Below are 25493 nucleotides of genomic sequence, written 5' to 3' on the forward strand. Positions count from 1 at the left end.
CTTTACAGACCAAGCATTTTTTTTAGGACAGGCACATACTGCCTTGAAATAACAGCGCGTTCTCCGTTATCCAGCACCGCTTCGAATCGACCACTTATGGTCGGATAAACAGATGAAATTTTGGTGATGTTCAAAATGGTTGATTTCGATGCGCGAAAACAGTTTTTTCCTTTACATAATTCTTCTAACTCGTATAGTTTTTGTTTTGCCTCAAAAACGTTGTCCTTGCAGTAAATAAAAACTTTTCCCTCGACTGCCTCGAAATAATAAATATTATTTAGCTGAATGCGGTGAATACGATCATTTTGATTTCCAAGTAAAATAGGGGTTTCAATTTTCAGCTTGCTAATGATTTCATTTATTTCGTCATCAACTTCATGACACTTAATAAGAATCTCTTCTTCGAATTCTTGGCTTATTTTTTCTATTGAAATCTTCAAATGATCACCCACGAAAACTCAAATTATTTATTTCTGTTCAGTTTTGTAAACTCAATTGAAGCATGGCTAAATAGGTTTGTTTATCCTAATGATAACACCTTTTTATACAATTATTTGAATTCTTTCAGATTGCTGTATGGATTTTATATTATGATAGTAGCCAGAATCGGCTAAGTCAAGTGTAGGAGAAAGGGCGTTTTACAGATAAAGTATAAGAAATTTCACTAACGGAGCACGTAGTTTTACCAATGGTGACTGATATTTTTATTACGTAAACAAAGACTGAATCCAATAAAAATAGATCATGCGTATCCCTTAAAAGATGCAGCCAAGGTGCATTCTAGAATGGAAGATAGAAACTCGGTTGGAAGAATTCTGTTGAGGCCTTAGGTTAATTGATAATGAAAAGTGTAGTCCATTTAATCAACAATTAAAATCTATCATATCAATGAAGTGGCTTATTTTGATGCCATTGAAAGTTGAGTATGCATAGATAGAGGAAATATTAAAGGGTCACCGGAGGATAGTGACCCTTGTTGAGATTTAGTTGGGAGGATAATTTTAAGTCTAAATTTGTATTATCCTAATAGTTATGAGCAGTATAGGTGGCGGTATTAGGTATTAATATCTCATGAAACTAGTGCCAACAATAATTAGAAGAATGAATAGAACAACAATTAGCGCAAATGCTGAGCCATTGCCATATCCACTACCACTACCACAATATTCAGACATAGTAAATCCCTCCTTTCTTATACTTTATAATATGTAAAGTTGTCAAAAAGAGTTGCTATATTTATCTTAGGATGCCTTAGTAAAATGTTGAAAAAAATAGCATTAGATGATTATGAACGTAATTTTAGGCGCTGAACATTGGGAGAGGAAGTATAAAAGGGTCACCGGAGGATTGTGACCCTTAGTACAGATTTGAAGTTGTAAGGTTACATTAGTATTACCTTACACAAGTTATGAGCATTTGTGGCGGTATTGGGTATTAATATTTCATGAAACTAGCGCCGACAATAATTAAAAGAATGAATAGAACAACAATTAGCGCGAATGCTGAACCTGTACCATAACCGCCACCACTACCACTCCCACAATTTTGAGACATAATAAATTCCCCCCCTTCTTTAATTTATACTATGCATCGTAATCAAAAGGGATATTGATTATTAACTATACAATGCTTAAATAATTTTAGAAAAGGGGCGTGACACTCAAAAGTGATTAGTAATCAGTTCATTTTAACAATATAAAGTAATTGAATGCTATTACAAGAAATTCAAGAAGGCAGAGGGATAGATTTTTTCTGAATTCTACAGGCAAGTTAACATGAAAAGGATCACTTTAAAATAAAAGTGATCCTAAAAGAAGGAGGTGTAAAGTTAATTAGCTATATCCTATTATTTTTTGTTGTGAGCAAAAAGGGTCCGAAGATTAATACATGAAACTAGCGCCGACAATAATTAAAAGAATAAATAGAACGACAATTAAAACGAATGATGAACCGCCATAGCCGCCTGAAGAGCCACCGCAATAGTATCCCATGAAATATTCCTCCTTTCTATTTCTATAATATGTATGGTTGTGGAAAGTAAGGGGGTATTTATCCTATTTAAATTTTTTTAGAATTAGGACTGCTTGCTTCTTTTGTGTGAAAACAATGTTAATTACAGTCATGTTCAGTCGGAAATGGCTTTATATAAATAGGAGGTAGCTATGTGTATAAAGACAATGGGCGAGGTGTGATAAAATTTGCTCTATGCAGATCCAACAATTGAATACCCTTCCATTTGTATATAAATGTAATTATATAGTGAAATAAGGATAATTCTATTTGGGTGGAAAGGATACAGGAGAACACGTATGCCAAACTTTACTTTGTAATGATCAATAAAATGGATAGCATACCCCTTAAAAAACAATGTTTTTTTCCAAGGGGGTAGTATGCCTATTTTTTCATTACAAAGGAACCGAGCAACCCTGTAGTCTCAATGTGTCAGGAGGTCCTTGTGCAGGATCTCCTTTTTTATTTATTTAAGAAATTTCACATTGTACAGCGAAATATCCAAATAGACGCTTGCGTACCTTTATCTTAAGAGGTGAAGGATTAATGTTAACTATTACGTTCCGCTGGAAGCTTTCTCAATTACCAGAACGAACTGTCAAGAAGCACTGTAAAATGTGTGGATCGATATCTGTTTTTACGGATACAACTGTACGAAGGCATAACGCAAATGGAAAAAATATTTATCAATATGCAATTTATAAATGCGAAAACAATCATACTTGGAATAAAAAGTTAGCTATTTATAAAACGTTCCCAGAGCATGTTGTTGAAGTGGATGACCAGAAAGAGGAATTTCTAATTTTGTCAACGATTGCGATATCTAGCTTAGCAGAACAAGGAATAAAGATAATACACATTGTACTAGATGATGCGGTAGGAAAACATCGAATTGATAAAGTGCTTGCAAACCAAATTGAGGATTGGAGCCGATCACAGATCATCAAAAAAATTGAAAAAGGTATGATTCAATTAAATGATCAAATCATTAAACCTAGTGCAAGATTGTCAAAGGGTGAATGTATTTCTATTTTCATTGATTAAAAGATTAAGTACTCTGATTGGAATCTTAAAATAATTGCCTAATGAACAATGCCATTTCTAAGTGCAGAGGAATCTGTCCATAGGAATGGCTTTTTTAGCTGTAAAAAATTGTTTGAAAAATTCAGTCTCGTATCATTTTTAAAACCTAGAATGAAGACAAAGGAAAGGAGTGTTATAGATGAGGATGAAAAAAATTAGCCTTGTTGTAGTTCTTATATTAGCGGGTTTTGTTACAAATGACGTTGTCGTACATGCAGACGATCATAAACATGAAGATAAAAAACAAGAAAAGTATAAAAAATATAAGGACTATAAAGATGATGATGATGATGATGAGAACTATTACTATGACGATGAAGAAGAAGGTGAAACTTACTATTTTCAAGATGCTGTAAGTGCAAAAGGGACTTGGAATATTTGGACTCGAACAGTTGCAGCAGATAAAGAAGTATTACCTTTTACAAGCTCTCAAAAGGTTACGTTCAAGGTAGAAGGTACAAATAAGGAGCTGAGCTTTTTTATAATACCAAAAGACGGGGAATTCTTTGTGCCAGGAAAAGCAGTAGCTCAAGCTTTAGGAGCAAAAGCAACCTTTTACAAAGCAAGTAAGATTTTAAATATCCAACATCAAAAAAATGAATTGATTTACCGTGCTGGAACTAACGTTGTATATGATAACAATGTGAAAGCACCATCACCTGCACAAGCGTTTTATGTGAATGAAGAATTATATGTACCTATTAGTACAATAACGAATGGCTTAGGTTATATAGCTGAATGGCAAGAAAGTAACCAAACGTTTGTCTGCCAGCCAATTACGAATTAGGGGGAAAGCACTATGAAAGATCCGAAAAAAGCTAAATGGGTATTAGGGGCATCGGGGCTACTTTTATCAGCAGCCATACTATCCCAAATTAACAGCCCAGCAGAAGCCGATTCTACACGCACAAATAATGTTCAGGAAGTAGATCACGGAAGTATGACAAAAAAAGAAAAAGAACTAGTACAGCTAGATTGGACAAACTTTGAAGTGACAAGGCAACCTGCTGTCAAAAGCGAGCGCAAAACGAAAAGAACGTAATGGAGTGGGTCGTGTGGATACACTAACTTTACAAATAATGAATACTGAATTTTATATTGCTATGCCAAAAGGGGCTCATTTCGTATGGAAAGAAAAAGCAGAGAATTGGCTTCAATACGTAGCAAAAGAATGGTCAAGATTTCAATCAAATAATGAATTATCACAACTTAATAATTTAGAAATTGGAAAAACGCTCCGCATTAGTTCGTTCCTATATGATTGTTTAGTGCAAGCGGATCGGTATTACCAATTTTCTAATGGTTTATTTTCTCCCTATCTTAAACGTCAATTAGAACATCATGGCTACTATCATTCTTTCCCATTTGATTCAACTAAAAGGAAGACATTTCAAAACAAACCGCTAATGGCAGAGCAACCATTTGAATTTCTAGGTGATGAGCAAATACTGAGGGTGACACAGCAGGAAATTGATTTAGGTGGATTTGCTAAAGGGTATGCAATTGAAAAATTGGCGAATTGGCTTGAGCAAGAGATATCGCCTGAGTTCGGACTAATAGACGGGGGAGGGGATATGAAAATGTGGTCTTCTGGGGAAAAGACCTGGACAATCGGTGTTGCGGATGCCTTGGATATCGACAAGGAAATTAGCTCGATTAAACTGAAAACAGGCGCCATTGCTACATCCAATCGGGTTTATCGAAGCTGGATGCAAGGAGCGATGAAGAAACATCATGTATTAAACGGACAAACAGGTGAAATCGCCAATACAGAAGTATTACAAGCTTCAGTCGTAACGTCCTCTTTATGTGATGCAGAGGTTGGGGCGAAACTTTGCTTTCTTATGGATGAACGTGAATTGCAGCAATGGTTCGAAAATAATTGTCAACAAAGTGCCCGTTTCATTGTTAAAGAAGAGCAAGCAGGAAATTGGAAAATGACAGGGGTGAAATAAATGATCATAAGTACGTGGGAATGGATTCGATTATTAGGGTTGTTAGCGTATTTTTACTTTACAATTTCCATTATATTTGGTTTGTTGAGAAAATCCTCATTTATTAAATCACATAAAAATTTAATTTATCATATCCATCAAAATGCAGGGTGGCTAGGGTTAATTACCGTAATCGCTCATATGGTAGTGCTTTTAATCGATCGTTATGAGCCTTATAGTATAGCGGGGATTTTAATTCCTTTCTCAGCTAACTATAGGTCTCTACCATCGGCCCTTGGAACAATCGCATTTTATTTGTTTTTAATGGTCATCATGACATCAGATTTATGGATTCGAACTATGAATCGCTCCTTATGGAAAAAACTTCACTTTCTTGTGTTACCAGCATGGGTATTATCACTTGTTCACGGAGTGCTTATAGGAACGGATACAGAAAATACGTTGATTATAATGTTTTATGTAATTTCCGGAGGGATGACTATGTTAGTACTAGTTATAAGAACATTAAGCGGGTTCATGAAAAAAGTAAATGTTTCAATGTTACACAATAATTAACTAAAATCGGGGCTGTTTAAAAAGCCCCGATTCCTTATTAAATAGGGAATTCAATATGAATTGTAGTGCTTTTATTTACTATACTTGTCGCGTGAATTTTCCCATCATGTTGCTCCACTATTGCTTTAGCTATGGCAAGACCTAAACCAGTGCCATTTCGTTGGCGAGCAGCATCACTTCGGTAGAATCGCTCGAATATTAAAGGTAATTCCTGTTCAGTAATACCGACTCCGCTATCTACAACAGTAATTTTTACAGCGTCTTGATTTTTGAAAAGGGTAAGTGTTATGGTTCCACTATTTGTATATCTAATGGCATTGTCTAAAAGAATATAAAGCAACTCTTGAACTTTTGAAGCATCGCCGAGCAGCTCGAGGTTTTCTTGGATATCAGTAGAAAACTGTATTTCAGGAGGCATAAGCCTTTGAAATTTCGAGCTAACTTTTTTGAGTAAAGTAGATAATGGAATGATTTCTTTTTGAACGGCAACCTGATGCTGATCGTGTCTTGCTAAGAACAACATTTTATCTATGAGTTCCTTCATTATTTCAGCCTCATCTTTTAAATCTGCAATCAATTCTTTTCCCAAAGGGCTTAATTGCCGTGCTTCCTCAATTTCTAAAATTTCAAGTGAACTATAAAAAATACTTAGTGGTGTTCGTAATTCATGAGAGGCATCGGATACGAACTTTTTTTGTTTATCGAACGACCATTGAATCGGGACAATCGCTTTACCAGCTAGATAATAGGCCAGTAGACCGATTAAAATCGTTGAAATAAAAGTTAATACTATTAGTAAATACTTTGTCATCTGGAAAAAGTGATGCTGTGACGTCACAGATTTACCAACGATAATATAGCCTACTACAGTATCGTCGTTGAAAATGGGCTTTTTTAGAAGTAGAAAATGCTCTTCCTGCCATTCATAATGCTGTACGAGTTCCTCACTTGGATTCCTATTAGCAAATGCTTTTTCGATCTGATTCTTCAGTCCTTTGGAAGATTCATCACCATGGACAAACTTATGATTCTTTGTGTAAATATAGTAAAAGAAATTGCGATTTGGGTCATAACTTAAAGTTTTAGTGTTTGCATGAACATGTTCAAAGAAATCGTGCTCTTGCCTACCATAAAAGTCTTCCAACTCGTTTATTTGTTGATTTTCCATTAATTTTACGAGTGAAAAGTATAGAACAATAACGAATAGTGAAAATAATAAAAAGTAAAGCGTTGCATACAAATAGGATAATTTTTTTTTCGTTTTATGAAACATTAGCCTTCCCTCAGTTTATAGCCAATACCTCTGACATTTTGAATGCGTGATTTAGATTGACTATCATCAATTTTCTTCCGCACAAGCTTAACTAAAGCATCTAAAGAATTATTCGAAACATCGTAATCGTAGCCCCATATATAAATACAAATTTGTTCCCTAGTTAGTACACGTCCTTTATTGAAAAATAAATATTCTAACAGTAAAAATTCATTTTTAGTAAGATCCACTACTTCATTATTGTACAAAAACACTCGGGAATCTACATTCAGCTGTAATTGATTGATCTGGATGACCTGTTCTATCACTTTATCTTTTCTTCGTAGTAATGCGCGAATTCTTGCTAACAGTTCCTCTATTTTAAATGGCTTTACTATGTAATCGTCAGCACCACTATCAAGCCCTTTAATAATGTCCTCTGTGTCGTCCTTTGCTGTTAGCATTAAAATACTACCATTGAATCCAGTGTTTCGTAGCTCTTGACATAATTGAATACCACTAACGAGTGGCATCATCCAATCTAAAATAACAAGATCATATTTCTCAGTATGCGTATGGTCTAGCGCTTCCTGTCCATTTTCCGCTTCAGTGACATTATGAAATTCTTTCTTTAACATATGAACGATATTTCTTCTTAATCGTGCATCATCTTCTGCTAGTAATATTTTCAAGGCAGCTTCCTCCTAGTGATTATATTCAGCTAAGTATACGCTTGAAAAATGAAATGAAACTGAAAATGCTTCGTTTCACCATCTCTAATTTTAAAATTATGTAATTCATACTTCGATAAGAGTTGAAGTATTTCCTATCTATAATGTCCTTAGACATAGAAATAGGGGGACAACAATGTTTTATAAATTCATAGCATTATTAGTTTTGACAACATTTCTAATGGGGTCTTCATTTGCCGTTGTCAAATTGGGGTTGCCGTACGCATCTCCACTGTTATTGGCTGCACTCCGCTTTATACTAGCAGGGATGATAATGGGTGTCATCGTGATCGCTTTAAAAAGGCCTCATCCGACCTCAAAAGAAGGCTGGATTAAAATTCTAATAATAGGGGCATTTCAAACCGCTGGTGTAATGGGTTGTATTTTTTTAAGCTTACGTACAATTACGGCAAGTGAATCCTCTATTTTAACATTTACGAATCCTTTGCTTGTAGTTATATTTGCTACTATATTTACGAATGTGCGATACCGATTGTATCAATGGTGTGGTGTTTTGTTGGGGGTTATTGGTGTTATGATTACAATGGGTGCACAAGTTTCGTCACGATCCTTTCTGCATGCCACATTTCGATATTCATAAAAGTATTTATCGATTACAATAATACATATTTAGAAAGGAGTAAATAGTTATGGAAACATATTATGCTGTAATTTTTACATCACAACGAACAGACGAGGATGGAGAAGGCTATGCTAAGATGGCAGAAGTTATGGATGAATTAGCACAAAAACAGCCAGGTTTTCTTCGTATAGAAAGTGCTAGAAATACCGAAGGGAAGGGTATTACTGTATCGTATTGGGAATCACTAGAGGCTATTCAGGCATGGAAAGAAAATTCAAAACATCTAGTTGCACAGCAATTTGGAAAAGAAAAATGGTACAAGCAATATAATGTGGAAATTTGTAAGGTCATAAAAGATTATTCTTTTATAATGTAATTCATCTTGCAATAAAAAGCTCAACTTAATCGTGATGTAATTTGAATGAATATATTATTTTTAACACAGCTCATTCGTGATGCAATAAGTAAGCTTAAAATCGAAGCATTGTTTTATCGGTGATCTTATTTTTTTGCATCACTGTTTTGGACAAATTATATCATTTAAAAGATAGCAGAGTCGAAAGGGCTGTCTAAATACTACGAGATTTTTAAAGAAAAACTACGAGATGTGATAAAGCATCGCGTAGTTTTTGCTTTTTTTAACAAACTTAATCATTAGTATTAAATTCAAAATATAACTTTAAAAATTTGTCTAGTATTTCCGAATTATTATCCTTTCGCCACGCAAGCGATGCTTCAATTGTATTATTTATATCCTCAACTTTCCTTTGTACTAAACCACTTAATGGATTAATTGATGACGGTAACAATGCAACTCCCATACCATTCGCGACCAATGCCGAAACAGTTTGAAGGTCATTTGCCTGGATTGTAATTTTCGGAGCGTATCCTACATTTTGGAACAGTTCCATAAACGTTTCATAATAAAATGGAGCAGCTGATTTAGTTGCCATTATAAATGATTCGTTTTCCAAATCACGAATATAAATTGATTGTTTGAAAGCAAGGGGGTGTTTCTCTGGAATAATTGCCTTTAAACTCACCTTTCGGACTGGTTTTACATAAATTTTTTTACAATTCACTGGTGCAGCTACTATACCAATGTCAATTCTTTTTTCATTTAAAGCTTTAACTTGAAGAGGTGTACTGAGTTGTTGTAATACTATTCCAACTTTAGGGTATCGTTCACGATAATTTCGAATTGTCGGAATAAGGTCTTGCACTGAGCCACTAAAGCCAATTATAAGTTCGCCTTCAGATCCTGTAGAGGTTAATCTCGTACTAATACACGCTTGTTCAACTTGATCAATGATTTGATAGGCTTTATTCTGAAACACCTTTCCGGCATTTGTTAATTCAACATGTCGCTTCGTCCTATTAAATAATCGTACCCCCATTTCCTCTTCTAATTCTCTGATTTGCTTACTTAGAGGTGGTTGTGCGATATGGAGTTTTTCTGCAGCTCTACTAAAGTTTAGTTCTTCTGCCAAAGTCAAAAAATATCTGATGTGCCTCAATTCCATTTCCTTTTTCTCCCTTTCAAACATTTATATCTAAAAGATATTAATAAGACGTTTTTTGAGTATTTCTCTTAATTATTATTATTGTTTAATATTAAGTCAAGGTAAAGAGATGGTTTTAACTTGGAGGAATGGAGAATTTCTTCTGATTGCTAAGTTAACAATTGTTGAATTTATAGGATTAATTCGAATTAAAAAAGATGAATCCGTAAATAATATTATTTATTGAAGGGCGGTAAAATATGTATCAGTTACTTGGAGTGATTGTTGGCTCTTTAATTACAGCACTTTCTTTTAATCTTTTCCTAATCCCCCATAATATTTTAAGCAGCGGGATTAGTGGGGTTGCAATTATCATTGGCATCTTAACACCTTTTAATACTGGATTAGTAAACTTTTTACTAAATTTACCTATTCTTATTTTGGGTTATGTCAAGCTTGGAAGACGATTTATTGGTTATACAATTGTATCAGTTATCACATTTTCGGCAGCGCTATATGCTATTCCCATAAATGCAGTGACAAGCGATTTTCTACTTTCTTCAATATTTGGTGGTGTAGTTGCCGGTGTCGGTATTGGATTGGTATTCAACTGCAAGGGCTCAACAGGTGGATTCGATATTATTGGGATGTTGCTTTCACAAAAAAAAGACATTCAGCTTGGCAGATTCTTAATCTTACTTAATGCAGTTGTTGTCATTGTTTCAGGATTATTCTTCGATTGGGACATTGCTTTAAACAGTTTATTATCCATTATTATTACAGGAAAAGTGATTGATACAATTCATAAAAAACATCGAAAAATAACACTAATGATTGTAACGAGCCAGGCAGGAAAAATGAAAGAAAAGCTATTATCAAATCTTGTACGTGGGATTACTTTATTGGATGGAGAAGGTGCATATACCAATGAGAAAAAACATGTATTAATGACCGTAATTTCTCGGGAAGAACTAACAAGAATAAAAAACTTAATTTCTGAAGCTGATCCACAAGCATTTGTAAATATTATGGAGTCAACAGAAGTATTAGGTTTATTTAGAAAAAGCTAAAATTGAGAGGGAATATATTAATGGAAGAGTTTAAAGAACAAAAATTTTAAAAAAGGTATAATTATTTTCGTCAGTAACGGTACAACCTTTTTAAGTATAGATGTGACATCATTCGGTATTTCTGTTCGCTCATAGTAAAACGATTATGTACTGAGTTATTTAATTTATCATAAAATTTATCATAATTGTACGGTTTTTTATTTAATTGATTGAATGATAAATTTACTATTTAAATCGAGGAGGATAATGATATGAAAATGAAAACAGCATTAATTAATTGCACAGTTATAAACGGCGATATGGATCGAGAAATCGAAAAAGATATGATTATTCTCATAGATAATCGAGGCATTATTGAAAAAATTGAAAGCCGTCAAAATATAATAATTTCTAAAGAGTATGAACAAATTGATATTAATCATCAATATGTTATGCCAGGACTCATAAATGCACATGCACATTTATTTTCTGATGGAAACCCTACTGGACTATCTTTTAGTGAAGAAGTGCTGAATTTCGGAATAAAAATATTAGATACTAAATTGGGCAAGAAATTTATTTACAATAGAATGAAGAAAAATGCTTTAGTCGCATTTAAATCCGGCATAACTACATTACGCTCTGTGGGTGAATTCTTTTATCAAGATGTAAAACTGAGAGACGATATACAAAACAAAAAAGTTATTGGTCCAGATTTACTCGTCTCAGGTTTCTTTATTAGCGCTACTGGTGGTCATGGAGCCCCGTATTTAGCACTAGAGACTGACGGTCCCTGGGATGGTGTGAAAAATGTACGTAAAAATGTACGGCAAGGTGTAGATTGGATTAAAATTTGTGTAACAGGTGGCGTAACTGATGCAAAAACAATTGGTGAAGCCGGACGTATTCAATTAACCGAAGAAGAAGTATTTGCCATCTGTAAAGAAGCTCATAAAATTGGGATAATGGTTGCAGCACATGTAGAGAGTACTGAAGGTGTTAGGATTGCTTTAAAAGGTGGCGTAGATTCAATCGAACATGGAGCTCCAATGGATGAAGATATCATTTCTCTTTATAAACAAAACCCTAATGCCTTACGAGGATATACCTCACTGATTCCGACATTTCAAGCTGCTTATCCCTACGCATTACTAGATAGAAGCATAACAAATATTAATGATGTCCTGTTTGAAAATGCTAAAATTGTCTATGAAGATATGTTGATTAGTTTCCAGCAAGCAATCAAGAATAATATTAGTGTTGGAGTTGGAAATGATGCGGCAATGGCTTACGTATCACACTATGATTTATGGCGTGAGTTAGATCATATGATTCGTTTTGGTGGTATTACTGAAAAGAAAGCCATTCATTTGGTGACAAAAAGTAATGCGGAAATTTTAGGAGTTGATAAACAAATAGGTACAATCGATGAAGGGAAGAGAGCGAATTTATTGATATTACCAAATAATCCTATAGAAGATATCAAAAATCTTTCAAAGCTTAGTATGGTAATTAAAAATGGCGTTTTATTTGAAGATTTAATCATTGAAAAGAACGAAAGATTGGATCAGACATTGGATTCATTTTAATAAATCGGTTTGTTGTTACAAACTTTCTCACCTGTTTATGCAAAATAAAAGTGCAGACTTGTGCAACGTATTTGTACAGAGTCTCGCACTTTTTTAGTGCATAAAAAAGGACTTGCCAGCAAGCGAAGCTCTCTACAGCTAACCCCCAACAATTATTGTCTTTTCTAAGTTGTAACAATAACTCATTATTACTATTTACAAGAATTACACACGCCCCTGCCATAATTAGTGGACGACTGCCAACTATTTTTCTTAAATCCATAATGTATCCCATAACAATCTCCATTTATATTTATTCCTTAATGTTCCTTGTAACACCGCACACTTTACGACACAATTTAGCTGCACATCTAGCACAAAAGGGAATGCCAATCGAGGGTATTCAGACCTTGTTGGGACATGAAATATATCAAACTACCCGAGTATATACCAAGTTGTTCGATCATGCTCGTAAGGAAATGTATGATGATTGGATGTAAAATAACCTTTTATATGAAGAGGGAGAATTGTTTAAAGAAGGCTGTGTTCTCAAAGATTGTTACTGTTAAAACTAAAAAGACAGATCTAATCTACAAATGTAGAAAATCTGTCTTTTGGTTTGATTTTTCGTGACTCAAAAATTTAACTAAAGCACCAGGCAAAATGATTTGTTTGTCACTGAATGGTGCCAGCCTTTGTGAGCCTGGTCATTTTGTGTTTATTTATTAATTGTTTCTGTAAATGTTTTTCTTCCAGATTTTATTTTGTCTATTTCAACATTGATTTTACTAATTGATTCTTCAGTCAAGGGTATTTTTCCATTGATCTCTAATGTTTTCCATACTTTTACGTTGTTTCGATAAAGGTGTTCTGATAAACGATAAATATCAACGTCTAACTGTAACCCTGCTTTATAGGTTGTCTTTATTTCCTCTTTAACTTTTTTAATAACTCCCTTACGTATTTCATTTTCTGTTGCCTTTTTTTTGAAACCATTAAGTATAACATCGACTTTAATGTTAACCTCAAACTGTACTTGATTGCCTTTAATAACTGGTTTAACATCAAAATATTTTTCTTCCATATCTACTGTTATACTTTTATTGTTGTCTAATTTGAAGGTTAAGTCTCCTCTATTTTTTTTGTTATACATCCAGTTGATACCTCTTGCAGTATCACCTTTAATTACCCCTTTAAATCCATCTTTTGAAAGTATCCCAATCCCTTTAATTGTAGTTTCTTTTGAAGGGTGCTCCTTTGTTGTATCCCAATTTTTATCAATCGAAACGAGAGGTAAACTAACTTCATGACTAGGTTCATTTAAACCAATAACTAGATTTCTTAAATTTACAGGTTCCGTAAACACTTCTAATTTTCGGGCGTTTAATGGATGGCTTAATTTTGAATCAATTAGTGATTTATTCAAAATAGGTGTTATCAAAAGAATTTCTTTTAGTGAGTCTTGGGTAAAGTGAACATTCATCTGGTATCTTGTTTCTCTAAAGCGCAAAAAAGTATCGAAAACTGAATTAACTTCCTCGTGTTTTAAAGCCTCTTCTGTAAATATCAGATAGGTCATATGTCCCCAAAATACTTCTTGGTCAATGGAGCGATATAATTCATAAATTGCTTCCTCCATAGTTTCCCCTGTAGCATATCCAATCTCTGCAGGCGCTTCCGGAACAGAAGGTGTTTCAGATTTTGCTACGTCATTAAAGTTAATTAATTGTAGATAAATTTCGTATTGATTATCTTTAAAATCCACTCCGACCCCATTAACATAATACATTTTTTGGGGTTCTATCTCATCCCAACATCCGGATAGAAGAGGGAGTGTTACAGTTAATATAAATAAGCCCGTAATTATCCTATTCATCGCTCTCCACCTTAAATATCAATACATATTTTTTAGTTTGGCAAAAATGAAGAAAATTATAAATAAAAGGTTTTTTAAATTTTTTCTAGGGAGAGTTCATGGAATGGCAACAGAATTGGACAGCTTTTTTAAGGGGAATAAATAGCTCTTTTCAAGTATAAGGGGCGCATAAGTAGCTTCAAGGAGCCTCTATGGGCATGATTCTTTGCCCCGAAAAGCCAGCTGAATAGGGCTTGCTTCGCCAAACCAGGCCATCATGCCCACCTCTCCATATCAAGCTCTTCTTCGTTGGAATGATGGGTGATTGCCCCTTAGTCCCTATTAAATTTGTCCGAATAAGTATTGCCTATCCATCTATAAGCTCTGTCGATTGTGGGGCAAGTGGATCAGCATCTCCAACTGTCAAAAAAGTTTGAGGGTAGTTAGGTGTTATATGAACAACTTCAGGGTATATACTTTCATATTGTTTTGAGAAGAAATCATATTAATTGTATAGCTTCCAAACACTACACTAAGAATAATAAATATCGGTGAGTAAAATCCAAATATCATTAAAAATGTAATCAATAGGAAAATATATACTGGATTTATTTTCTTGGTAATTGTATTGTTTATAAATGTAGACATTATAATCCTTAATAAATAAGGACCAACAACAATAAAAACACTAGTTAAAATGCCGTAAAATGTAAAACTGTAGAAAATCCCTATCAGAAATAAATAACATTTCCTAATCCAAGAAAAAAGATTGTGCCTTTAATCTAATAGGTAATGATGAAGAAAGTTTATGGAAAAAACTTCCTTTTAATAAGCTCAAAAACATAAAAGCAATAAACGCTATAGATACAAGAAAGAAGAAGAATATAAATTCTTCATTATTAATATTACGACTTGCACGTACCACTACGAAAAAGGAAGTATAACAGGTGGCCTTTCATTTGACGTTAGTATAAGTACTAATCAACAAAAGTGGCCGTTATGGGATGATAATGTATTAAACTGGTAAGTAGTTATTAAAGTAAGTTAAATTAATAAGTTAATTCAACCGTAATTGGTAATAGAAAGACAATAACCGATGCTTGAGCATTAAGTTATTGTTTTTCTTTTTAAGTAGGAGGGATATTTTGAACAAAAGTCGGTTCATAGTTGTTCTTTTGCTAGTCTTTTTAGTAGTCGGGGTAGGTACTTATACGTATTATCGCTTTAATCCAATAATTAATATTAATACTAAAATAATTGAGGTTGATGAAAAGACTCAGAAAAATTACAGTAATATAGATAAATCTCAGAAAAATAACTATAAAAAACTAGAATTTACATTAAATGTAGATTATTCCGATAATATCGATGATTTAGAAATAAACATACCCTATTCATTTCGTGAGTTATTAGGGGAAGACGTTTATTGGAACGGTTCTAGTTATCAAGATAAAGATTCAGAAAAAAATAAGATAGAATATAAAGACGAGATCATTATAAATTATAAGCAGCTTGAAAATAAGGATATCAAAGATTTATTGAGTAAAGGAACGATCACAATAACTTGGGATTTAGAGGGAAAGAAGAAAAGTAAAACATTTAATATTGGAGAAACCATTACATTTTCCAAGGCATAGTGTGTAGGTGATTTTATTAAAAACTTTGGGGAATTGAAGTGTACCCTTTGTAAGGGCATTTTGAAAAGAGCGGCAACCTTTTGAAGCTGCTGTCTGTACTTTGCAGGCGGCAGCTTTTTCAAGTTCCGTTCACTATGTGATGCACAATGGATCTCTGCGATACTTATGACGACGCTGTAATACCTTCAGTAATTTACCACAGAGTATCACCATTGACTGCTTTCCCCTTAAGGGTTTTTGTTGTCTTGTTGTGTAATATTCATGAAGCTTTTTAAACGCTTCGTTTTGACGAATCAGCGGGACTATAACCTTGAATAGAGCATTTCTAAGCTTCTTTCGTCCTCGTTTAGAGATATGTTTTTGTCCCTTATGTTGACCAGACGAGCTTTCACGTAATGTTAATCCCGCTTGTTTTATAAGTTGGCGTGGATTTTCATAAAGTGAGAAGCTTCCAAAAGGTAGCACCGCATGAAAAGTCATCAAACTTTAGCTGATTGGGAAAAGCGAGGAATTGTATCGTTAGTTGCTACGCAAAATGTTGATGGTTTTCATAAGCTAGCAGGAAATCAAAGGGTAGAGGAGTTACATGGCTCAATACGCTCCATTCGTTGTCATCGCTGCGAAAAAGCTGCTCCAATGGAAAGTTTTTTACACAAAGAGAGTAGTGTACATTGTAATGGCAAACTAAGGCCAAATGTAGTGCTTTTTGTAGAAAACTTACCACAAATAAGCTGGAACAATGCAATGGAAGCAATCAGTGCAGCGGAGCTTGTTCTTGTTATCGGACAAGCCTTGAAGTGTTTCCTGTCAATCAACTTCCAATGATGACAAAAGGAAAAACTGCTTATATTAATTTAGATATTGCGCATCATGCAGTTGAAGGAAAAGTAAAAGAAGTGTCGCAGCAATTGTCACTTTAAAAGGAGGCGCCCTTGAAACATCAAGAGGCGCCTAAAACATTTGTGGTAAAAATTCGGTCATAAAGCGTTGGTTTTTACGTAGCCATATTTTTAAAATCATACGGTGTGTTAAAAGTCGTTGTCTTTTTTGTGGTCTAGCTTTTGCCTCTATTAAACTTTGGAGTAGAGTGCATGTTTCTGTTGCTAATGCTTGAGGATCAACGAGGACGTCAAGTTTATAATCAATTAACTGAGCAGCCTGAACCTTTGCAAGTAATTGTGCAAAGCGGGTATTCATTTCTGGAAAGTTTTCTTCTAGCTCTAAGTCGATTAAAGTATATAATGTTTGTTCAATTTCAGCTTCGAGCACTTGTAATTGTTCAATGGATGGCTGTGTCAAAAAATCACCTCTAGTATGTCATAAATGCTGCTACACAAGGAAAAAGCCAAGTGTAGCGAAAAGTAAACCAAATAAAACGGTAGTACATATATAAATAATCACTTGTTTCCATTTCTTCTGTTCCAAGAGCTGCAAACATTCAAAACCAAATGTTGAAAATGTCGTATAGGCCCCTAAAAAACCAAGCCCTATAAACTGCCAAATCCAATCATTTGGCTGTAATGCAAATAGAAGGCCAAGTGCAAAAGAACCTGTTATATTAATAAAAAATGTTGCCCATGGGTATGGATGAGCAATCAATTTTCCAAGATAAAATCTGGTTAGTGCACCAAAGAATCCACCGATACCAATAACTATCATACGCTGCGCCCCTTCGCAAGTCTAAATCCTAGCCATGCACATGCTAAACCGCCAAAAACACTTATTAAAATATAAAGAATAGCTAGTAGCCACTTACTATCTTGCAAAAGTAATAGCGTTTCTAAAGAAAATGTCGAAAATGTCGTAAAGGCACCTAAAAAACCAGTGCCAATTCCTAAAATAATAGGCGTACGCTTTGTAAACATAGTAAATAGCCATGCTAAACAAAAGCAACCAATTAAGTTCATACAAAGTGTTGCAATTGGAAAACCACCTGTATTTTGAAGTGCTTGACCAAGGTTATATCGACAGATGGCACCCAAAAACCCGCCGATTCCAACAGCTAAAAATGATTTCAAAGTAAAGACTCCTTACTAAAATATCTATATTGAAAAGTGTATCATGAGAGTATCAATTTAGATATATTTCTATAAGTTATATGGATTCAAATATATGAAAGAGAGCGCAAATTTAAAATGACATGATTTTGACCTCTTGAAGCGATAAAGTTTAAAAGTTGGGTGATAAATAAACAAAGTTAGGCGATGAATTTAAAAATTGTTCCGATAAAATGATTTGGACCTATCGTACTTTCTACTGCTACGTTAGCACGACGCTTTCGCGCAAAATCTGTTGGCCTAAAGCCCTCGAACGCAATTAGGTATCGCCATAATTGACATGTAGCAATTCATTGCTTTAAAGCGCTAATTATTTCCTGGAAAACGTAAAAAATAACAACGAGTTGGTTGACAAATATTTCTAAGATGTGATAATCTTCAAGAACACTATAACAAACTTAAGTAAAGGAGGGCATGACGATGTTAATTTTACCAGTATCATTTCAAATCACAACTGCATACATTGTCCATGTCCTCTAACATTTTATTTTACATTGCAATAAAAGGCATGGGTTACTCCTTGCCTTTTATTAAGAGACACATGCTCTTTTTTGGGTATGTGTCTTTTTTTGTTGCAAAAAAGGGTTGTAGTGAACATGAAAATAGGAGTGCATGTGTATGCGAAACAAAGTAGAAAAATTGATTTTCATCAAGGTATTTCTGGATAGTGGGTAGCAAAGCTTTAACAGCACTAGAGAAAGAAGGTTATAAAGTATGTTTGATGTTTTAAGTAAATTAAGCTGGTTTTTTAAGGAATATTGGAAACAATATACAATAGCTGTCGTGCTATTAATGATTGCGAGTGGCTTAGAAGTTGTTCCACCGTATTTGCTAGGGTCAATTATCGATTTATTGACTGCTGGAGAAATGACACAAGCTCTTTTAACGAAGTATATTTTGATTTTCATATGTATCATTATTGGGGGTTATACCCTTAATTTTGTGTGGCAATTCAGATTATTTGAAGGGGCTATTAATCTAGAGAAAATTTTGCGTCGAAACCTTATGCAGCATTTTTTGCGCATGACGCCAACGTTTTATGAGAAAAATCGTACCGGAGATTTAATGGCCCGTGCGACGAATGATTTAAACGCAGTGTCGATGACTGCCGGGTTTGGGATTATGACACTGATCGATTCTACTATCTACATGGGCTTTATTATTTTTGCCATGGGTTATATGATTTCGTGGAAGCTTACTTTTTTTGCAATGCTACCAGTACCGATCATGGCCATCCTTATTCAATATTTAGGGAAAATAGTGCATGAACGCTATATGAAGGCGCAGGATGCTTTTGGTGAACTGAATGATAGTGTTCTAGAGTCGGTTGCAGGTGTGCGAGTTGTACGGGCATACGTACAAGAAAAAAAGGACGAAGCAAATTTTGCAGAGATGAGCGAGTTAGTGTATGAAAAAAATATGCATACCGCAAAAATTAATGCCTTATTTGGACCGATTACAAAGGTCGGTACTGGGATTAGTTATGTTGTAGCGCTTGGCTATGGTGCTCATTTAGTAGCAATTGAGGCTATGACAGTTGGGCAACTTGTAACGTTCAATGTTTACTTAGGGCTAGCAGTTTGGCCAATATTTGCAATTGGGGAACTTATAAACGTGATGCAGCAAGGTAACGCTTCTCTTGATCGCGTACAGGAAACACTAAACTATGAGGCGGATGTTCGAAATATTGCGAATCCACAAACAATTGCGATGCCAAATGCGATTGGCTTTGATGATTTAAGCTTCCAATATCCACTGAGTCAGGTGAAAAACCTTCAGCGAATTTCTTTGTCGTTGAAAAAGGGGCAAACACTAGGGATTGTTGGTAAAACGGGAGCGGGAAAAACGACCTTCCTGCGACAGCTATTACGTGAGTATCCAATCGGGGAGGGCCAGCTATCGATTGATGGAGTAGATATTGCTGCACAAACGAAGGAGCAGTTACTCGATTGGATTGGTTATGTTCCACAAGATCATGTTCTATTCTCACGTACTATTCGTGAAAATATTTTATTTGGGAAAGAAGATGCTACACAGTCTGAATTGCACCAGGCGATTCGTTCTGCATACTTTGAAAAAGATTTAAAAAATTTACCGATGGGCCTTGAGACACTTGTTGGTGAAAAGGGTGTATCTCTTTCGGGTGGTCAAAAGCAACGTGTTTCCATTGCGCGTGCTCTTATTAAAGACCCTGAAATTTTAATGCTTGATGACTCGCTTTCTGCTGTAGACGCCAAGACGGAGGCAAGAATTATTGAAAATATACAGCGAGAACGACAAGATAAAACGACGATTATTACAACGCATCGTTTATCAGGAATTCAGCATGCAGATTTAATTATCGTGCTAGATGAAGGCCAAATTGTAGAGCAGGGAACGCATGAGCAGCTTCTTTCACAACAAGGATGGTATAAAGAGCAATTTGACCGTCAGCAGCTTGAAGGAGGTGCCTCATGAGTACGAGTCAACGTTTAACACGCTATGCAATGTATTTTAAAAAGACGATTCTACTAGGATTATTTTTCTTAACAATCGCCGTCTTTACGGAGCTTGTTGGACCGTTTATTGCAAAGCATATTATTGATAATTACATGACAATTGGTCACATTGAATTAAAACCAATCACTTGGTTATTACTTGTGTATTTACTTTTAGCAATAGCTACTGCTGTTTTACGCTATTTTATGTATGTTTATTTACAAATGGGTGCCAACCGTGTTGTACAAAAATTACGTAAGGATGTATTTGAGCATATTCAAACATTGCCAATTCAGTACTTCGATACTTTACCAGCAGGGAAAATTGTAGCCCGTGTAACGAATGATACCGAGGCTGTTCGCAATTTATATGTTCAAGTACTGTCAAACTTCGTTACGAGTTTAATTTCTATTGTGGGTGTTTATATCGCACTCTTCATTTTAAATTGGAAAATGGCATTGTTAGCATTGACTATGATACCAGTCGTTTATTTATGGATGATTTTATACCGTAAAGTGGCCTCGAAATATAATGATGTCATCAGAACGAAAATTGCCGATATTAACGCGATGATTAACGAATCGATTCAAGGAATGACAATTATTCAAGCTTTCCGTCGTGAGCAGCAAATGACGAAGGAATTTGATGATATGAATAATGAGCATTATGCATATGAACGCAAGCTACTTTTCCTTGATTCTGCAACGTCCTTCAACCTTGTTAATACATTAAGACTAATTATGTTTACGGTCTTTATTTTCTACTTTAGTACACAGTCATTTACGGCCACGGAGGTAATTTCTGCGGGGACATTATATGCCTTTGTCGATTATTTAACGAGATTATTTAATCCAATCACGAATATCGTCAATCAATTTTCTCAGCTTGAGCGCTCACTCGTTGCAGGAAAGCGTGTCTTTGAAGTGTTAGATACGAACGGGGAGCCAGTGGCTGAAAAAAGTATGCCTAGATATAAAGGAAATGTGGTGTTCGAAGATGTTTCCTTTGCCTATAAAAATGATGATTACGTATTGAAAAATTTATCATTTGAAGCACACCAAGGTGAAACAATTGCCTTAGTAGGCCATACAGGGTCTGGGAAAAGCTCTATTATGAACTTATTGTTCCGTTTCTATGACCCATCTATAGGGAGAATTACGATTGATGGAATCGACATCACTTCGGTTCCTCGTCAAACAATGCGTGAACATATGGGTATTGTTTTACAGGACCCATACTTATTTACAGGTACTATTGCTTCGAACGTTAGCCTAAATAATCCTAAAATTTCACGAGAAAAAATAGAAGCCTCATTAAAGGCTGTTGGTGGGGAACGTGTTTTAGCGAACTTGCCAGATGGCTATGATGAGCCTGTTATTGAGAAGGGGAGCACACTGTCATCTGGGCAACGCCAGTTAATTTCCTTTGCGCGTGCCCTTGCCTTTGATCCGGCAATTTTAATTTTAGATGAGGCTACTTCTAATATAGATACGGAAACAGAGGAGATTATTCAGCATGCGATGGATGTACTGAAAAAAGGACGTACAACATTTATTATCGCTCACCGACTTTCTACTATTAAAAATGCCGATCGTATTCTTGTGTTAGATCGCGGCAAGATTATGGAACGTGGCACACATGATGAGCTATTAGCACAGGGTGGCATTTATGAAAAAATGTATCAAATGCAGGCGAATTCATTGCAATAATACTTAAACTCCGACAAGCTGAAAGCCTCACTTTGTGAAAAAGTGAGGCTTTCTATTTAAGATTTTACATTTTAAGATTTTACATTTTTAAAGACATTGACAAAAAAGAACAGTACTGAAATTGCTACTGCGATACCGCCACCAGATACAAAGAGCTCAAATAACCAGCGCGGTACGTCTAGATGAACCATCATCATACCGACTAAGAGGAACGGCAATCCGAGATTGTAGAACCAAAATTGTGCTTTGGCCAGTCCTGTCTCGGCTGCATCTTTATATATTGAATAAATTAAACCGATTAAACCAGTAGTCAGCCAACCTACCACACCGATGTGTGCGTGTGTCGCCGTCCATTCGAGTTGAATTGTATAATGCATAAACAGTCCAAAAGCCAAAACAATCACTAAATATAAGACTGAAATCTTTATCCATTTAGCACCCATTTATAAACAACTCCTTTCCCGATGAAATGATTTAGCTAGCTATTACAGTTTATTCTTGTCGAATAAAAAAGTTGACATATTATTTTTTGTGAAAAATGCCGATTTTTCCTGCGGGATAAAGTGTGTTGAAGTAAAAATTGCCAATTGGAGGGTCTATGAAAAAGAAAATTATTTTTTTTATGATTATTTTAATGGTTTGTTGTTTGCCAATTACCTTTGTTGTGAAGGAAAGAGCTCGAAAGCAAATGATGACAACAAAAGTGAATAGCATCATTGCTGAAAATTGGAAGAACAATGAGTATAGTATTACTGTACGAGATATAGAAACTGGGGAAGTACTTTACAATAGAAATGGAGATAAAATGATACGCCCTGCTTCTTCGCTCAAGCTTTTAGTTAGCGCCGCTGCTTTGGATTTATTAGGGCCTGATTATCGCTTTGCTACGAAGACATATGTCGATGGCACAATTGAAGATGGTGTTCTTCACGGTAATATTTATATACAAGGCGGGGGAGATCCAACGCTTTTACCTGTTCATTTAGAATCGTTTTCGAATGAATTGAAAAAGATAGGTATCTCGAAAATTACGGGTTCCTTAATCGGGGATGATACTTGGTTTGATGCAGATCGTTTACCAAAGGGAATTGTACCTGAAGAAGAAGATCAACCATATGCTTCGCGCATTTCGGCATTAACGATTTCGCCTAATGATCAATATGATATTGCAACTGTGCAAGTGAAAGTGACAGGCTCAAAGGTTGGCACTACGGGTAATGTCCAGCTTGTTCCGTTTGCAAGTACCATTCCGGTTGTTAACAAAACAAAAGTTGTGAACAAGGACGAGAAAAGTACAGTGAAAATTACAAGAGAATACGGTACAGATCAAATCATTGTAACAGGTAACTTACCAGTAGATTCGCAGGAAAGTACAAATGTAGCTGTCTATCATCCAACGCTATATACACTTGATGTATTCCGAGAAAAATTAATAGCGAAAGGTATCCAAACAATGCCAATTGAAACAGGAAAAGTACCTGAGAATGCACAACAAGTAGGTATTTCATATTCAAAACCATTACAGGATATTAACTTTATGTATTTAAAGTTAAGCATTAATGGGATGGGTGATATGTTTACTAAACAACTCGGGCGAAAGTTACTTGACGAAGGAAGCTGGTCGGCTGGCATTAAAGCGATTCGTACGTATGGTAGTGATATTGGGCTTAATATGGAGCATTGGTATATTGAAGATGGTTCTGGTTTAAGTCATCAAAATCGAGTAAGCAGTATGCAAGTAAGTCTATTATTATATAATGTTCGCAATAAATCCTGGTATTCCTCCTATTTAGATGCATTACCGCATGCAGGAAGAAAGGGCAGCCTTGTTGGTGCGACTTTAGAGAATCGCATGGAGGGCTATAGTGTATCTGCTAAAACAGGCTATATTTCTGGAACATATGCTTTGTGTGGCTATGTAAAAGGAAAGAGTGGCAAGTGGTATATCTTTAGTATTTTGACACAGGCCAATAAAACTTCAGCTATCCCAACTATTGATGAAATTGTCAAACAGATTGCAAATGAAATGTAAGAATGTTGAACAATAGGGTTTAATTTATTTCAGCAGGGTGTTTTTTTGTAGCGAAAGCGAAGCGTCAGTTACAGGTGTAAAAGGGTCAGGGCAATGTAAAGGTGTCTTGACCTTTTTTCTATTCCTTTTTTGTAGTAGAAAGCAAAGGCCATTCTAATCTGCAATCTCAATAGATCATGAGATGAATGCGGATAAAGAGTGTCTATTTTTGTAAAAAACATAGTGGCATAATATTAGTCCTTTTATCATAATGTTAGCTGACATTAAATAATCGAAATTTAATTTACAAATAAAGTAATATTATGTGTTATTAGTAAATATTACTGTACGTCTTTTTTTCGTCCGATATGCATATAATTAGACTATATTAACTTTTTTCCAACTTAATACGTCAAAAAGTAGGGTAAATTTTTGCAAGAGAGGACTTATGTATGGAAAAAAACACAAAACGCACTAAAGAAAAAAAGAGCAAGAAGAAAATATGGCTTTGGATAGTAGGTGGCTTATTAACGATTTTTTTAATTTTTATAGGTACTGCTTATTACACTATCCAAAAAACAATGAATAAAATAAATACACCATTAATTGAAACAACGGATGAAAGTAAAGAACAAAAAATAGTGACGAAAAAAGACCCGTTTTCCGTGTTAATGCTTGGAGTAGATGAACGAAAAGATGACAGTGGACGTTCTGACACGATGATTGTCATTACCGTGAACCCTGAAAAACAAACGATGAAGATGCTCAGTATACCTCGAGACACTCGTACTGAAATTATTGGACATAATTCCGTCGATAAAATCAACCATGCCTATGCATTTGGCGGCGTCCCAATGGCAGTCGATACGGTGGAGCATTTTTTAGATATACCTATTGATTATTATGTGTTTGTTAATATGGATGGCTTCCTGCAAATTATTGACACGATTGGTGGGGTAACCATTGATAATGACATGGACTTAACCTTTGATTCCTATCATTATCCGAAAGGTGAGATAACTTTAGATGGTGATAATGCACTGATCTTCTCACGTATTCGTTATGAAGATCCTCGTGGTGATTTCGGTCGTCAAATTCGCCAACGACAAATTATTGAAGCGGTTTTGAAAAAAGCTTCATCGAAATCTTCTATATTATTAAAGGCTTCAGATATGCTTGATGTAGTAGGAGATAATGTTCGTATGAATTTTACGATGAAGGATTTAATTCAACTACAAAGTATTTATAAAAATATGGATGGGAATCTTGAGCAGTTGTCGTTTAAAGAGGGAGATGGCAAAAGAATTGATAACATATGGTATTTCATCCCTAAAGAGACCGAGCTAGAAAAAATAAAATCGGAATTAAAAGCTCATTTGCAATAAAAGAGTAACAATTTGAGTACGATAGTGGTAAACCTTTTGACAATGAGGGGAGGGAGATACATGAATGGAAGGA

At 35.0% G+C, this 25493-nt stretch carries 27 protein-coding genes and 4 pseudogenes; 16 read left to right on the forward strand and 15 right to left on the reverse strand.

Annotation, left to right across the window (positions count from 1 at the left end; genetic code table 11):
• Positions 1–2: 2 nt before the first annotated feature.
• The 4 genes from AC3WSK_RS22280 to AC3WSK_RS22295 all read right to left on the reverse strand — a co-directional run bounded on the left by AC3WSK_RS22280 (position 3) and on the right by AC3WSK_RS22295 (position 1991).
• Complete coding sequence (locus AC3WSK_RS22280) at positions 3–440, reverse strand: LytTR family DNA-binding domain-containing protein (RefSeq protein WP_079561270.1); 438 nt, start codon at positions 438–440, stop codon at positions 3–5.
• A 621-nt stretch (positions 441–1061) separates the two neighbouring features.
• Positions 1062–1175: a YjcZ family sporulation protein gene (locus AC3WSK_RS22285; RefSeq protein WP_079561271.1), complete on the reverse strand. Its 114-nt coding sequence runs from the start codon at positions 1173–1175 to the stop codon at positions 1062–1064.
• Between the two features lie 259 nt (positions 1176–1434).
• A complete protein-coding gene (locus AC3WSK_RS22290) occupies positions 1435–1554 on the reverse strand; it encodes a YjcZ family sporulation protein (RefSeq protein ID WP_079561272.1) in 120 nt (39 codons plus the stop codon).
• A 326-nt stretch (positions 1555–1880) separates the two neighbouring features.
• Positions 1881–1991 (reverse strand): YjcZ family sporulation protein, encoded by a 111-nt coding sequence (locus AC3WSK_RS22295; protein WP_079561273.1) that lies wholly within the window; start codon positions 1989–1991, stop codon positions 1881–1883.
• A 565-nt stretch (positions 1992–2556) separates the two neighbouring features.
• Between AC3WSK_RS22295 and AC3WSK_RS22300 the strand changes: the two genes are divergently transcribed.
• The 5 genes from AC3WSK_RS22300 to AC3WSK_RS22320 all read left to right on the forward strand — a co-directional run bounded on the left by AC3WSK_RS22300 (position 2557) and on the right by AC3WSK_RS22320 (position 5603).
• A complete protein-coding gene (locus AC3WSK_RS22300; RefSeq protein ID WP_492414527.1) occupies positions 2557–3054 on the forward strand; it encodes a DUF1062 domain-containing protein in 498 nt (165 codons plus the stop codon).
• 178 nt (positions 3055–3232) lie between these two features.
• Positions 3233–3880: a copper amine oxidase N-terminal domain-containing protein gene (locus AC3WSK_RS22305; RefSeq protein ID WP_492414526.1), complete on the forward strand. Its 648-nt coding sequence runs from the start codon at positions 3233–3235 to the stop codon at positions 3878–3880.
• Positions 3881–3892: 12 nt separating this feature from the next.
• The gene (locus AC3WSK_RS22310) at positions 3893–4135 is read left to right on the forward strand and encodes a hypothetical protein (RefSeq protein ID WP_079561276.1); all 243 of its coding nucleotides are present in this window, start codon (positions 3893–3895) and stop codon (positions 4133–4135) included.
• Positions 4136–4148: 13 nt separating this feature from the next.
• The gene (locus AC3WSK_RS22315; protein WP_492414525.1) at positions 4149–5048 is read left to right on the forward strand and encodes an FAD:protein FMN transferase; all 900 of its coding nucleotides are present in this window, start codon (positions 4149–4151) and stop codon (positions 5046–5048) included.
• Positions 5049–5603, forward strand: a complete 555-nt coding sequence (locus AC3WSK_RS22320; RefSeq protein WP_079561277.1) for a ferric reductase-like transmembrane domain-containing protein — start codon at positions 5049–5051, stop codon at positions 5601–5603.
• Positions 5604–5640: 37 nt separating this feature from the next.
• Here the strand turns inward: AC3WSK_RS22320 and AC3WSK_RS22325 are convergent, their stop codons facing one another.
• Entirely contained in the window at positions 5641–6876 is a 1236-nt protein-coding gene (locus AC3WSK_RS22325) for a sensor histidine kinase (protein ID WP_492414524.1), read from the reverse strand.
• Complete coding sequence (locus tag AC3WSK_RS22330) at positions 6876–7547, reverse strand: response regulator transcription factor (protein WP_079561279.1); 672 nt, start codon at positions 7545–7547, stop codon at positions 6876–6878. The genes AC3WSK_RS22325 and AC3WSK_RS22330 overlap by 1 nt, the downstream gene beginning before the upstream one ends.
• Positions 7548–7722: 175 nt before the next feature.
• On the opposite strand from AC3WSK_RS22330, the pseudogene AC3WSK_RS22335 reads away from it, so the two are divergent.
• Positions 7723–8145 (forward strand): annotated as a pseudogene (locus AC3WSK_RS22335) (DMT family transporter); the annotation flags it as partial.
• Between the two features lie 91 nt (positions 8146–8236).
• Positions 8237–8545, forward strand: a complete 309-nt coding sequence (locus tag AC3WSK_RS22340) for an antibiotic biosynthesis monooxygenase family protein (protein ID WP_079561280.1) — start codon at positions 8237–8239, stop codon at positions 8543–8545.
• 271 nt (positions 8546–8816) lie between these two features.
• Here AC3WSK_RS22340 and AC3WSK_RS22345 read toward each other — a convergent pair whose 3' ends face one another.
• Entirely contained in the window at positions 8817–9692 is an 876-nt protein-coding gene (locus tag AC3WSK_RS22345; RefSeq protein ID WP_492414523.1) for a LysR substrate-binding domain-containing protein, read from the reverse strand.
• 239 nt (positions 9693–9931) lie between these two features.
• Here AC3WSK_RS22345 and AC3WSK_RS22350 point away from each other — a divergent pair, with 239 nt between their 5' ends.
• A complete protein-coding gene (locus tag AC3WSK_RS22350) occupies positions 9932–10741 on the forward strand; it encodes a YitT family protein (protein WP_492414522.1) in 810 nt (269 codons plus the stop codon).
• 251 nt (positions 10742–10992) lie between these two features.
• Entirely contained in the window at positions 10993–12309 is a 1317-nt protein-coding gene (locus AC3WSK_RS22355; protein WP_492414521.1) for an amidohydrolase family protein, read from the forward strand.
• Positions 12310–12448: 139 nt separating this feature from the next.
• Here the strand turns inward: AC3WSK_RS22355 and AC3WSK_RS22360 are convergent.
• A pseudogene (locus tag AC3WSK_RS22360) lies at positions 12449–12583 on the reverse strand (ADP-ribose pyrophosphatase); the annotation flags it as partial.
• A gap of 28 nt (positions 12584–12611) precedes the next feature.
• On the opposite strand from AC3WSK_RS22360, the gene AC3WSK_RS22365 reads away from it, so the two are divergent.
• Positions 12612–12788, forward strand: coding sequence for a tyrosine-type recombinase/integrase (locus tag AC3WSK_RS22365; RefSeq protein WP_492535136.1), 177 nt, complete (start codon positions 12612–12614; stop codon positions 12786–12788).
• Between the two features lie 218 nt (positions 12789–13006).
• Here AC3WSK_RS22365 and AC3WSK_RS22370 read toward each other — a convergent pair whose 3' ends face one another.
• Both AC3WSK_RS22370 and AC3WSK_RS22375 read right to left on the reverse strand, forming a co-directional pair.
• Positions 13007–14164 carry a Ger(x)C family spore germination protein gene (locus tag AC3WSK_RS22370; RefSeq protein ID WP_079561283.1) on the reverse strand — a complete coding sequence of 386 codons (1158 nt, stop codon included), beginning with the start codon at positions 14162–14164 and terminating at the stop codon, positions 13007–13009.
• A gap of 450 nt (positions 14165–14614) precedes the next feature.
• Positions 14615–15071, reverse strand: a pseudogene (locus tag AC3WSK_RS22375) (hypothetical protein); the annotation flags it as partial.
• Positions 15072–15288: 217 nt separating this feature from the next.
• Between AC3WSK_RS22375 and AC3WSK_RS22380 the strand changes: the two are divergent.
• A complete protein-coding gene (locus AC3WSK_RS22380; RefSeq protein WP_492414519.1) occupies positions 15289–15780 on the forward strand; it encodes a hypothetical protein in 492 nt (163 codons plus the stop codon).
• A 177-nt stretch (positions 15781–15957) separates the two neighbouring features.
• On the opposite strand, the pseudogene AC3WSK_RS22385 reads toward AC3WSK_RS22380, so the two are convergent.
• Positions 15958–16233 (reverse strand): annotated as a pseudogene (locus AC3WSK_RS22385) (transposase); the annotation flags it as partial.
• Positions 16234–16248: 15 nt separating this feature from the next.
• Between AC3WSK_RS22385 and AC3WSK_RS22390 the strand changes: the two are divergent.
• A complete protein-coding gene (locus AC3WSK_RS22390; protein WP_492414518.1) occupies positions 16249–16605 on the forward strand; it encodes a Sir2 family NAD-dependent protein deacetylase in 357 nt (118 codons plus the stop codon).
• A gap of 126 nt (positions 16606–16731) precedes the next feature.
• Here the strand turns inward: AC3WSK_RS22390 and AC3WSK_RS22395 are convergent, their stop codons facing one another.
• Genes AC3WSK_RS22395 through crcB (AC3WSK_RS22405) form a run of 3 tightly spaced genes read right to left on the reverse strand, consistent with a single transcriptional unit; the run spans position 16732 to position 17798 of the window.
• The gene (locus AC3WSK_RS22395) at positions 16732–17079 is read right to left on the reverse strand and encodes a hypothetical protein (RefSeq protein ID WP_079561285.1); all 348 of its coding nucleotides are present in this window, start codon (positions 17077–17079) and stop codon (positions 16732–16734) included.
• Between the two features lie 30 nt (positions 17080–17109).
• Complete coding sequence (gene crcB, locus AC3WSK_RS22400) at positions 17110–17439, reverse strand: fluoride efflux transporter CrcB (protein ID WP_079561286.1); 330 nt, start codon at positions 17437–17439, stop codon at positions 17110–17112.
• Positions 17436–17798: a fluoride efflux transporter CrcB gene (gene crcB, locus AC3WSK_RS22405; protein ID WP_079561287.1), complete on the reverse strand. Its 363-nt coding sequence runs from the start codon at positions 17796–17798 to the stop codon at positions 17436–17438. Before crcB (AC3WSK_RS22405) ends, crcB (AC3WSK_RS22400) begins: the two co-directional genes overlap by 4 nt.
• Before the next feature lie 753 nt (positions 17799–18551).
• Between crcB (AC3WSK_RS22405) and AC3WSK_RS22410 the strand changes: the two genes are divergently transcribed.
• Together AC3WSK_RS22410 and AC3WSK_RS22415 are read left to right on the forward strand one after the other, a co-directional pair.
• On the forward strand, positions 18552–20294 hold the full coding sequence (locus AC3WSK_RS22410) for an ABC transporter ATP-binding protein (protein ID WP_492414517.1): 1743 nt from the start codon (positions 18552–18554) through the stop codon (positions 20292–20294).
• Positions 20291–22024, forward strand: a complete 1734-nt coding sequence (locus tag AC3WSK_RS22415) for an ABC transporter ATP-binding protein (RefSeq protein WP_427482299.1) — start codon at positions 20291–20293, stop codon at positions 22022–22024. The genes AC3WSK_RS22410 and AC3WSK_RS22415 overlap by 4 nt, the downstream gene beginning before the upstream one ends.
• Positions 22025–22095: 71 nt before the next feature.
• Here the strand turns inward: AC3WSK_RS22415 and AC3WSK_RS22420 are convergent, their stop codons facing one another.
• Complete coding sequence (locus AC3WSK_RS22420; RefSeq protein WP_427482301.1) at positions 22096–22467, reverse strand: hypothetical protein; 372 nt, start codon at positions 22465–22467, stop codon at positions 22096–22098.
• A gap of 155 nt (positions 22468–22622) precedes the next feature.
• On the opposite strand from AC3WSK_RS22420, the gene dacB reads away from it, so the two are divergent.
• Both dacB and AC3WSK_RS22430 read left to right on the forward strand, forming a co-directional pair.
• Entirely contained in the window at positions 22623–24056 is a 1434-nt protein-coding gene (gene dacB / locus AC3WSK_RS22425; protein WP_492414516.1) for a D-alanyl-D-alanine carboxypeptidase/D-alanyl-D-alanine endopeptidase, read from the forward strand.
• Between the two features lie 431 nt (positions 24057–24487).
• Positions 24488–25420 (forward strand): LCP family glycopolymer transferase, encoded by a 933-nt coding sequence (locus AC3WSK_RS22430; protein ID WP_079561292.1) that lies wholly within the window; start codon positions 24488–24490, stop codon positions 25418–25420.
• Positions 25421–25493: the final 73 nt, after the last annotated feature.

Source organism: Lysinibacillus sp. EB271-A1-10B (genome assembly GCF_058791335.1).

Coding starts and splice junctions, on each gene's coding strand:
- AC3WSK_RS22295 (WP_079561273.1), bottom strand. CDS start 1,991: ATGGGATACTATTGCGGTGGCTCTTCAGGCGGCTATGGCGGTTCATCA.
- AC3WSK_RS22290 (WP_079561272.1), bottom strand. CDS start 1,554: ATGTCTCAAAATTGTGGGAGTGGTAGTGGTGGCGGTTATGGTACAGGT.
- AC3WSK_RS22325 (WP_492414524.1), bottom strand. CDS start 6,876: ATGTTTCATAAAACGAAAAAAAAATTATCCTATTTGTATGCAACGCTT.
- crcB (WP_079561286.1), bottom strand. CDS start 17,439: ATGATAGTTATTGGTATCGGTGGATTCTTTGGTGCACTAACCAGATTT.
- AC3WSK_RS22355 (WP_492414521.1), top strand. CDS start 10,993: ATGAAAATGAAAACAGCATTAATTAATTGCACAGTTATAAACGGCGAT.
- AC3WSK_RS22345 (WP_492414523.1), bottom strand. CDS start 9,692: ATGGAATTGAGGCACATCAGATATTTTTTGACTTTGGCAGAAGAACTA.
- AC3WSK_RS22300 (WP_492414527.1), top strand. CDS start 2,557: ATGTTAACTATTACGTTCCGCTGGAAGCTTTCTCAATTACCAGAACGA.
- AC3WSK_RS22350 (WP_492414522.1), top strand. CDS start 9,932: ATGTATCAGTTACTTGGAGTGATTGTTGGCTCTTTAATTACAGCACTT.
- AC3WSK_RS22430 (WP_079561292.1), top strand. CDS start 24,488: ATGGAAAAAAACACAAAACGCACTAAAGAAAAAAAGAGCAAGAAGAAA.
- AC3WSK_RS22370 (WP_079561283.1), bottom strand. CDS start 14,164: ATGAATAGGATAATTACGGGCTTATTTATATTAACTGTAACACTCCCT.
- AC3WSK_RS22310 (WP_079561276.1), top strand. CDS start 3,893: ATGAAAGATCCGAAAAAAGCTAAATGGGTATTAGGGGCATCGGGGCTA.
- AC3WSK_RS22305 (WP_492414526.1), top strand. CDS start 3,233: ATGAGGATGAAAAAAATTAGCCTTGTTGTAGTTCTTATATTAGCGGGT.
- AC3WSK_RS22340 (WP_079561280.1), top strand. CDS start 8,237: ATGGAAACATATTATGCTGTAATTTTTACATCACAACGAACAGACGAG.
- AC3WSK_RS22365 (WP_492535136.1), top strand. CDS start 12,612: ATGTTCCTTGTAACACCGCACACTTTACGACACAATTTAGCTGCACAT.
- dacB (WP_492414516.1), top strand. CDS start 22,623: ATGAAAAAGAAAATTATTTTTTTTATGATTATTTTAATGGTTTGTTGT.
- AC3WSK_RS22415 (WP_427482299.1), top strand. CDS start 20,291: ATGAGTACGAGTCAACGTTTAACACGCTATGCAATGTATTTTAAAAAG.
- AC3WSK_RS22420 (WP_427482301.1), bottom strand. CDS start 22,467: ATGGGTGCTAAATGGATAAAGATTTCAGTCTTATATTTAGTGATTGTT.
- AC3WSK_RS22390 (WP_492414518.1), top strand. CDS start 16,249: ATGAAAAGTCATCAAACTTTAGCTGATTGGGAAAAGCGAGGAATTGTA.
- AC3WSK_RS22285 (WP_079561271.1), bottom strand. CDS start 1,175: ATGTCTGAATATTGTGGTAGTGGTAGTGGATATGGCAATGGCTCAGCA.
- AC3WSK_RS22410 (WP_492414517.1), top strand. CDS start 18,552: ATGTTTGATGTTTTAAGTAAATTAAGCTGGTTTTTTAAGGAATATTGG.
- AC3WSK_RS22320 (WP_079561277.1), top strand. CDS start 5,049: ATGATCATAAGTACGTGGGAATGGATTCGATTATTAGGGTTGTTAGCG.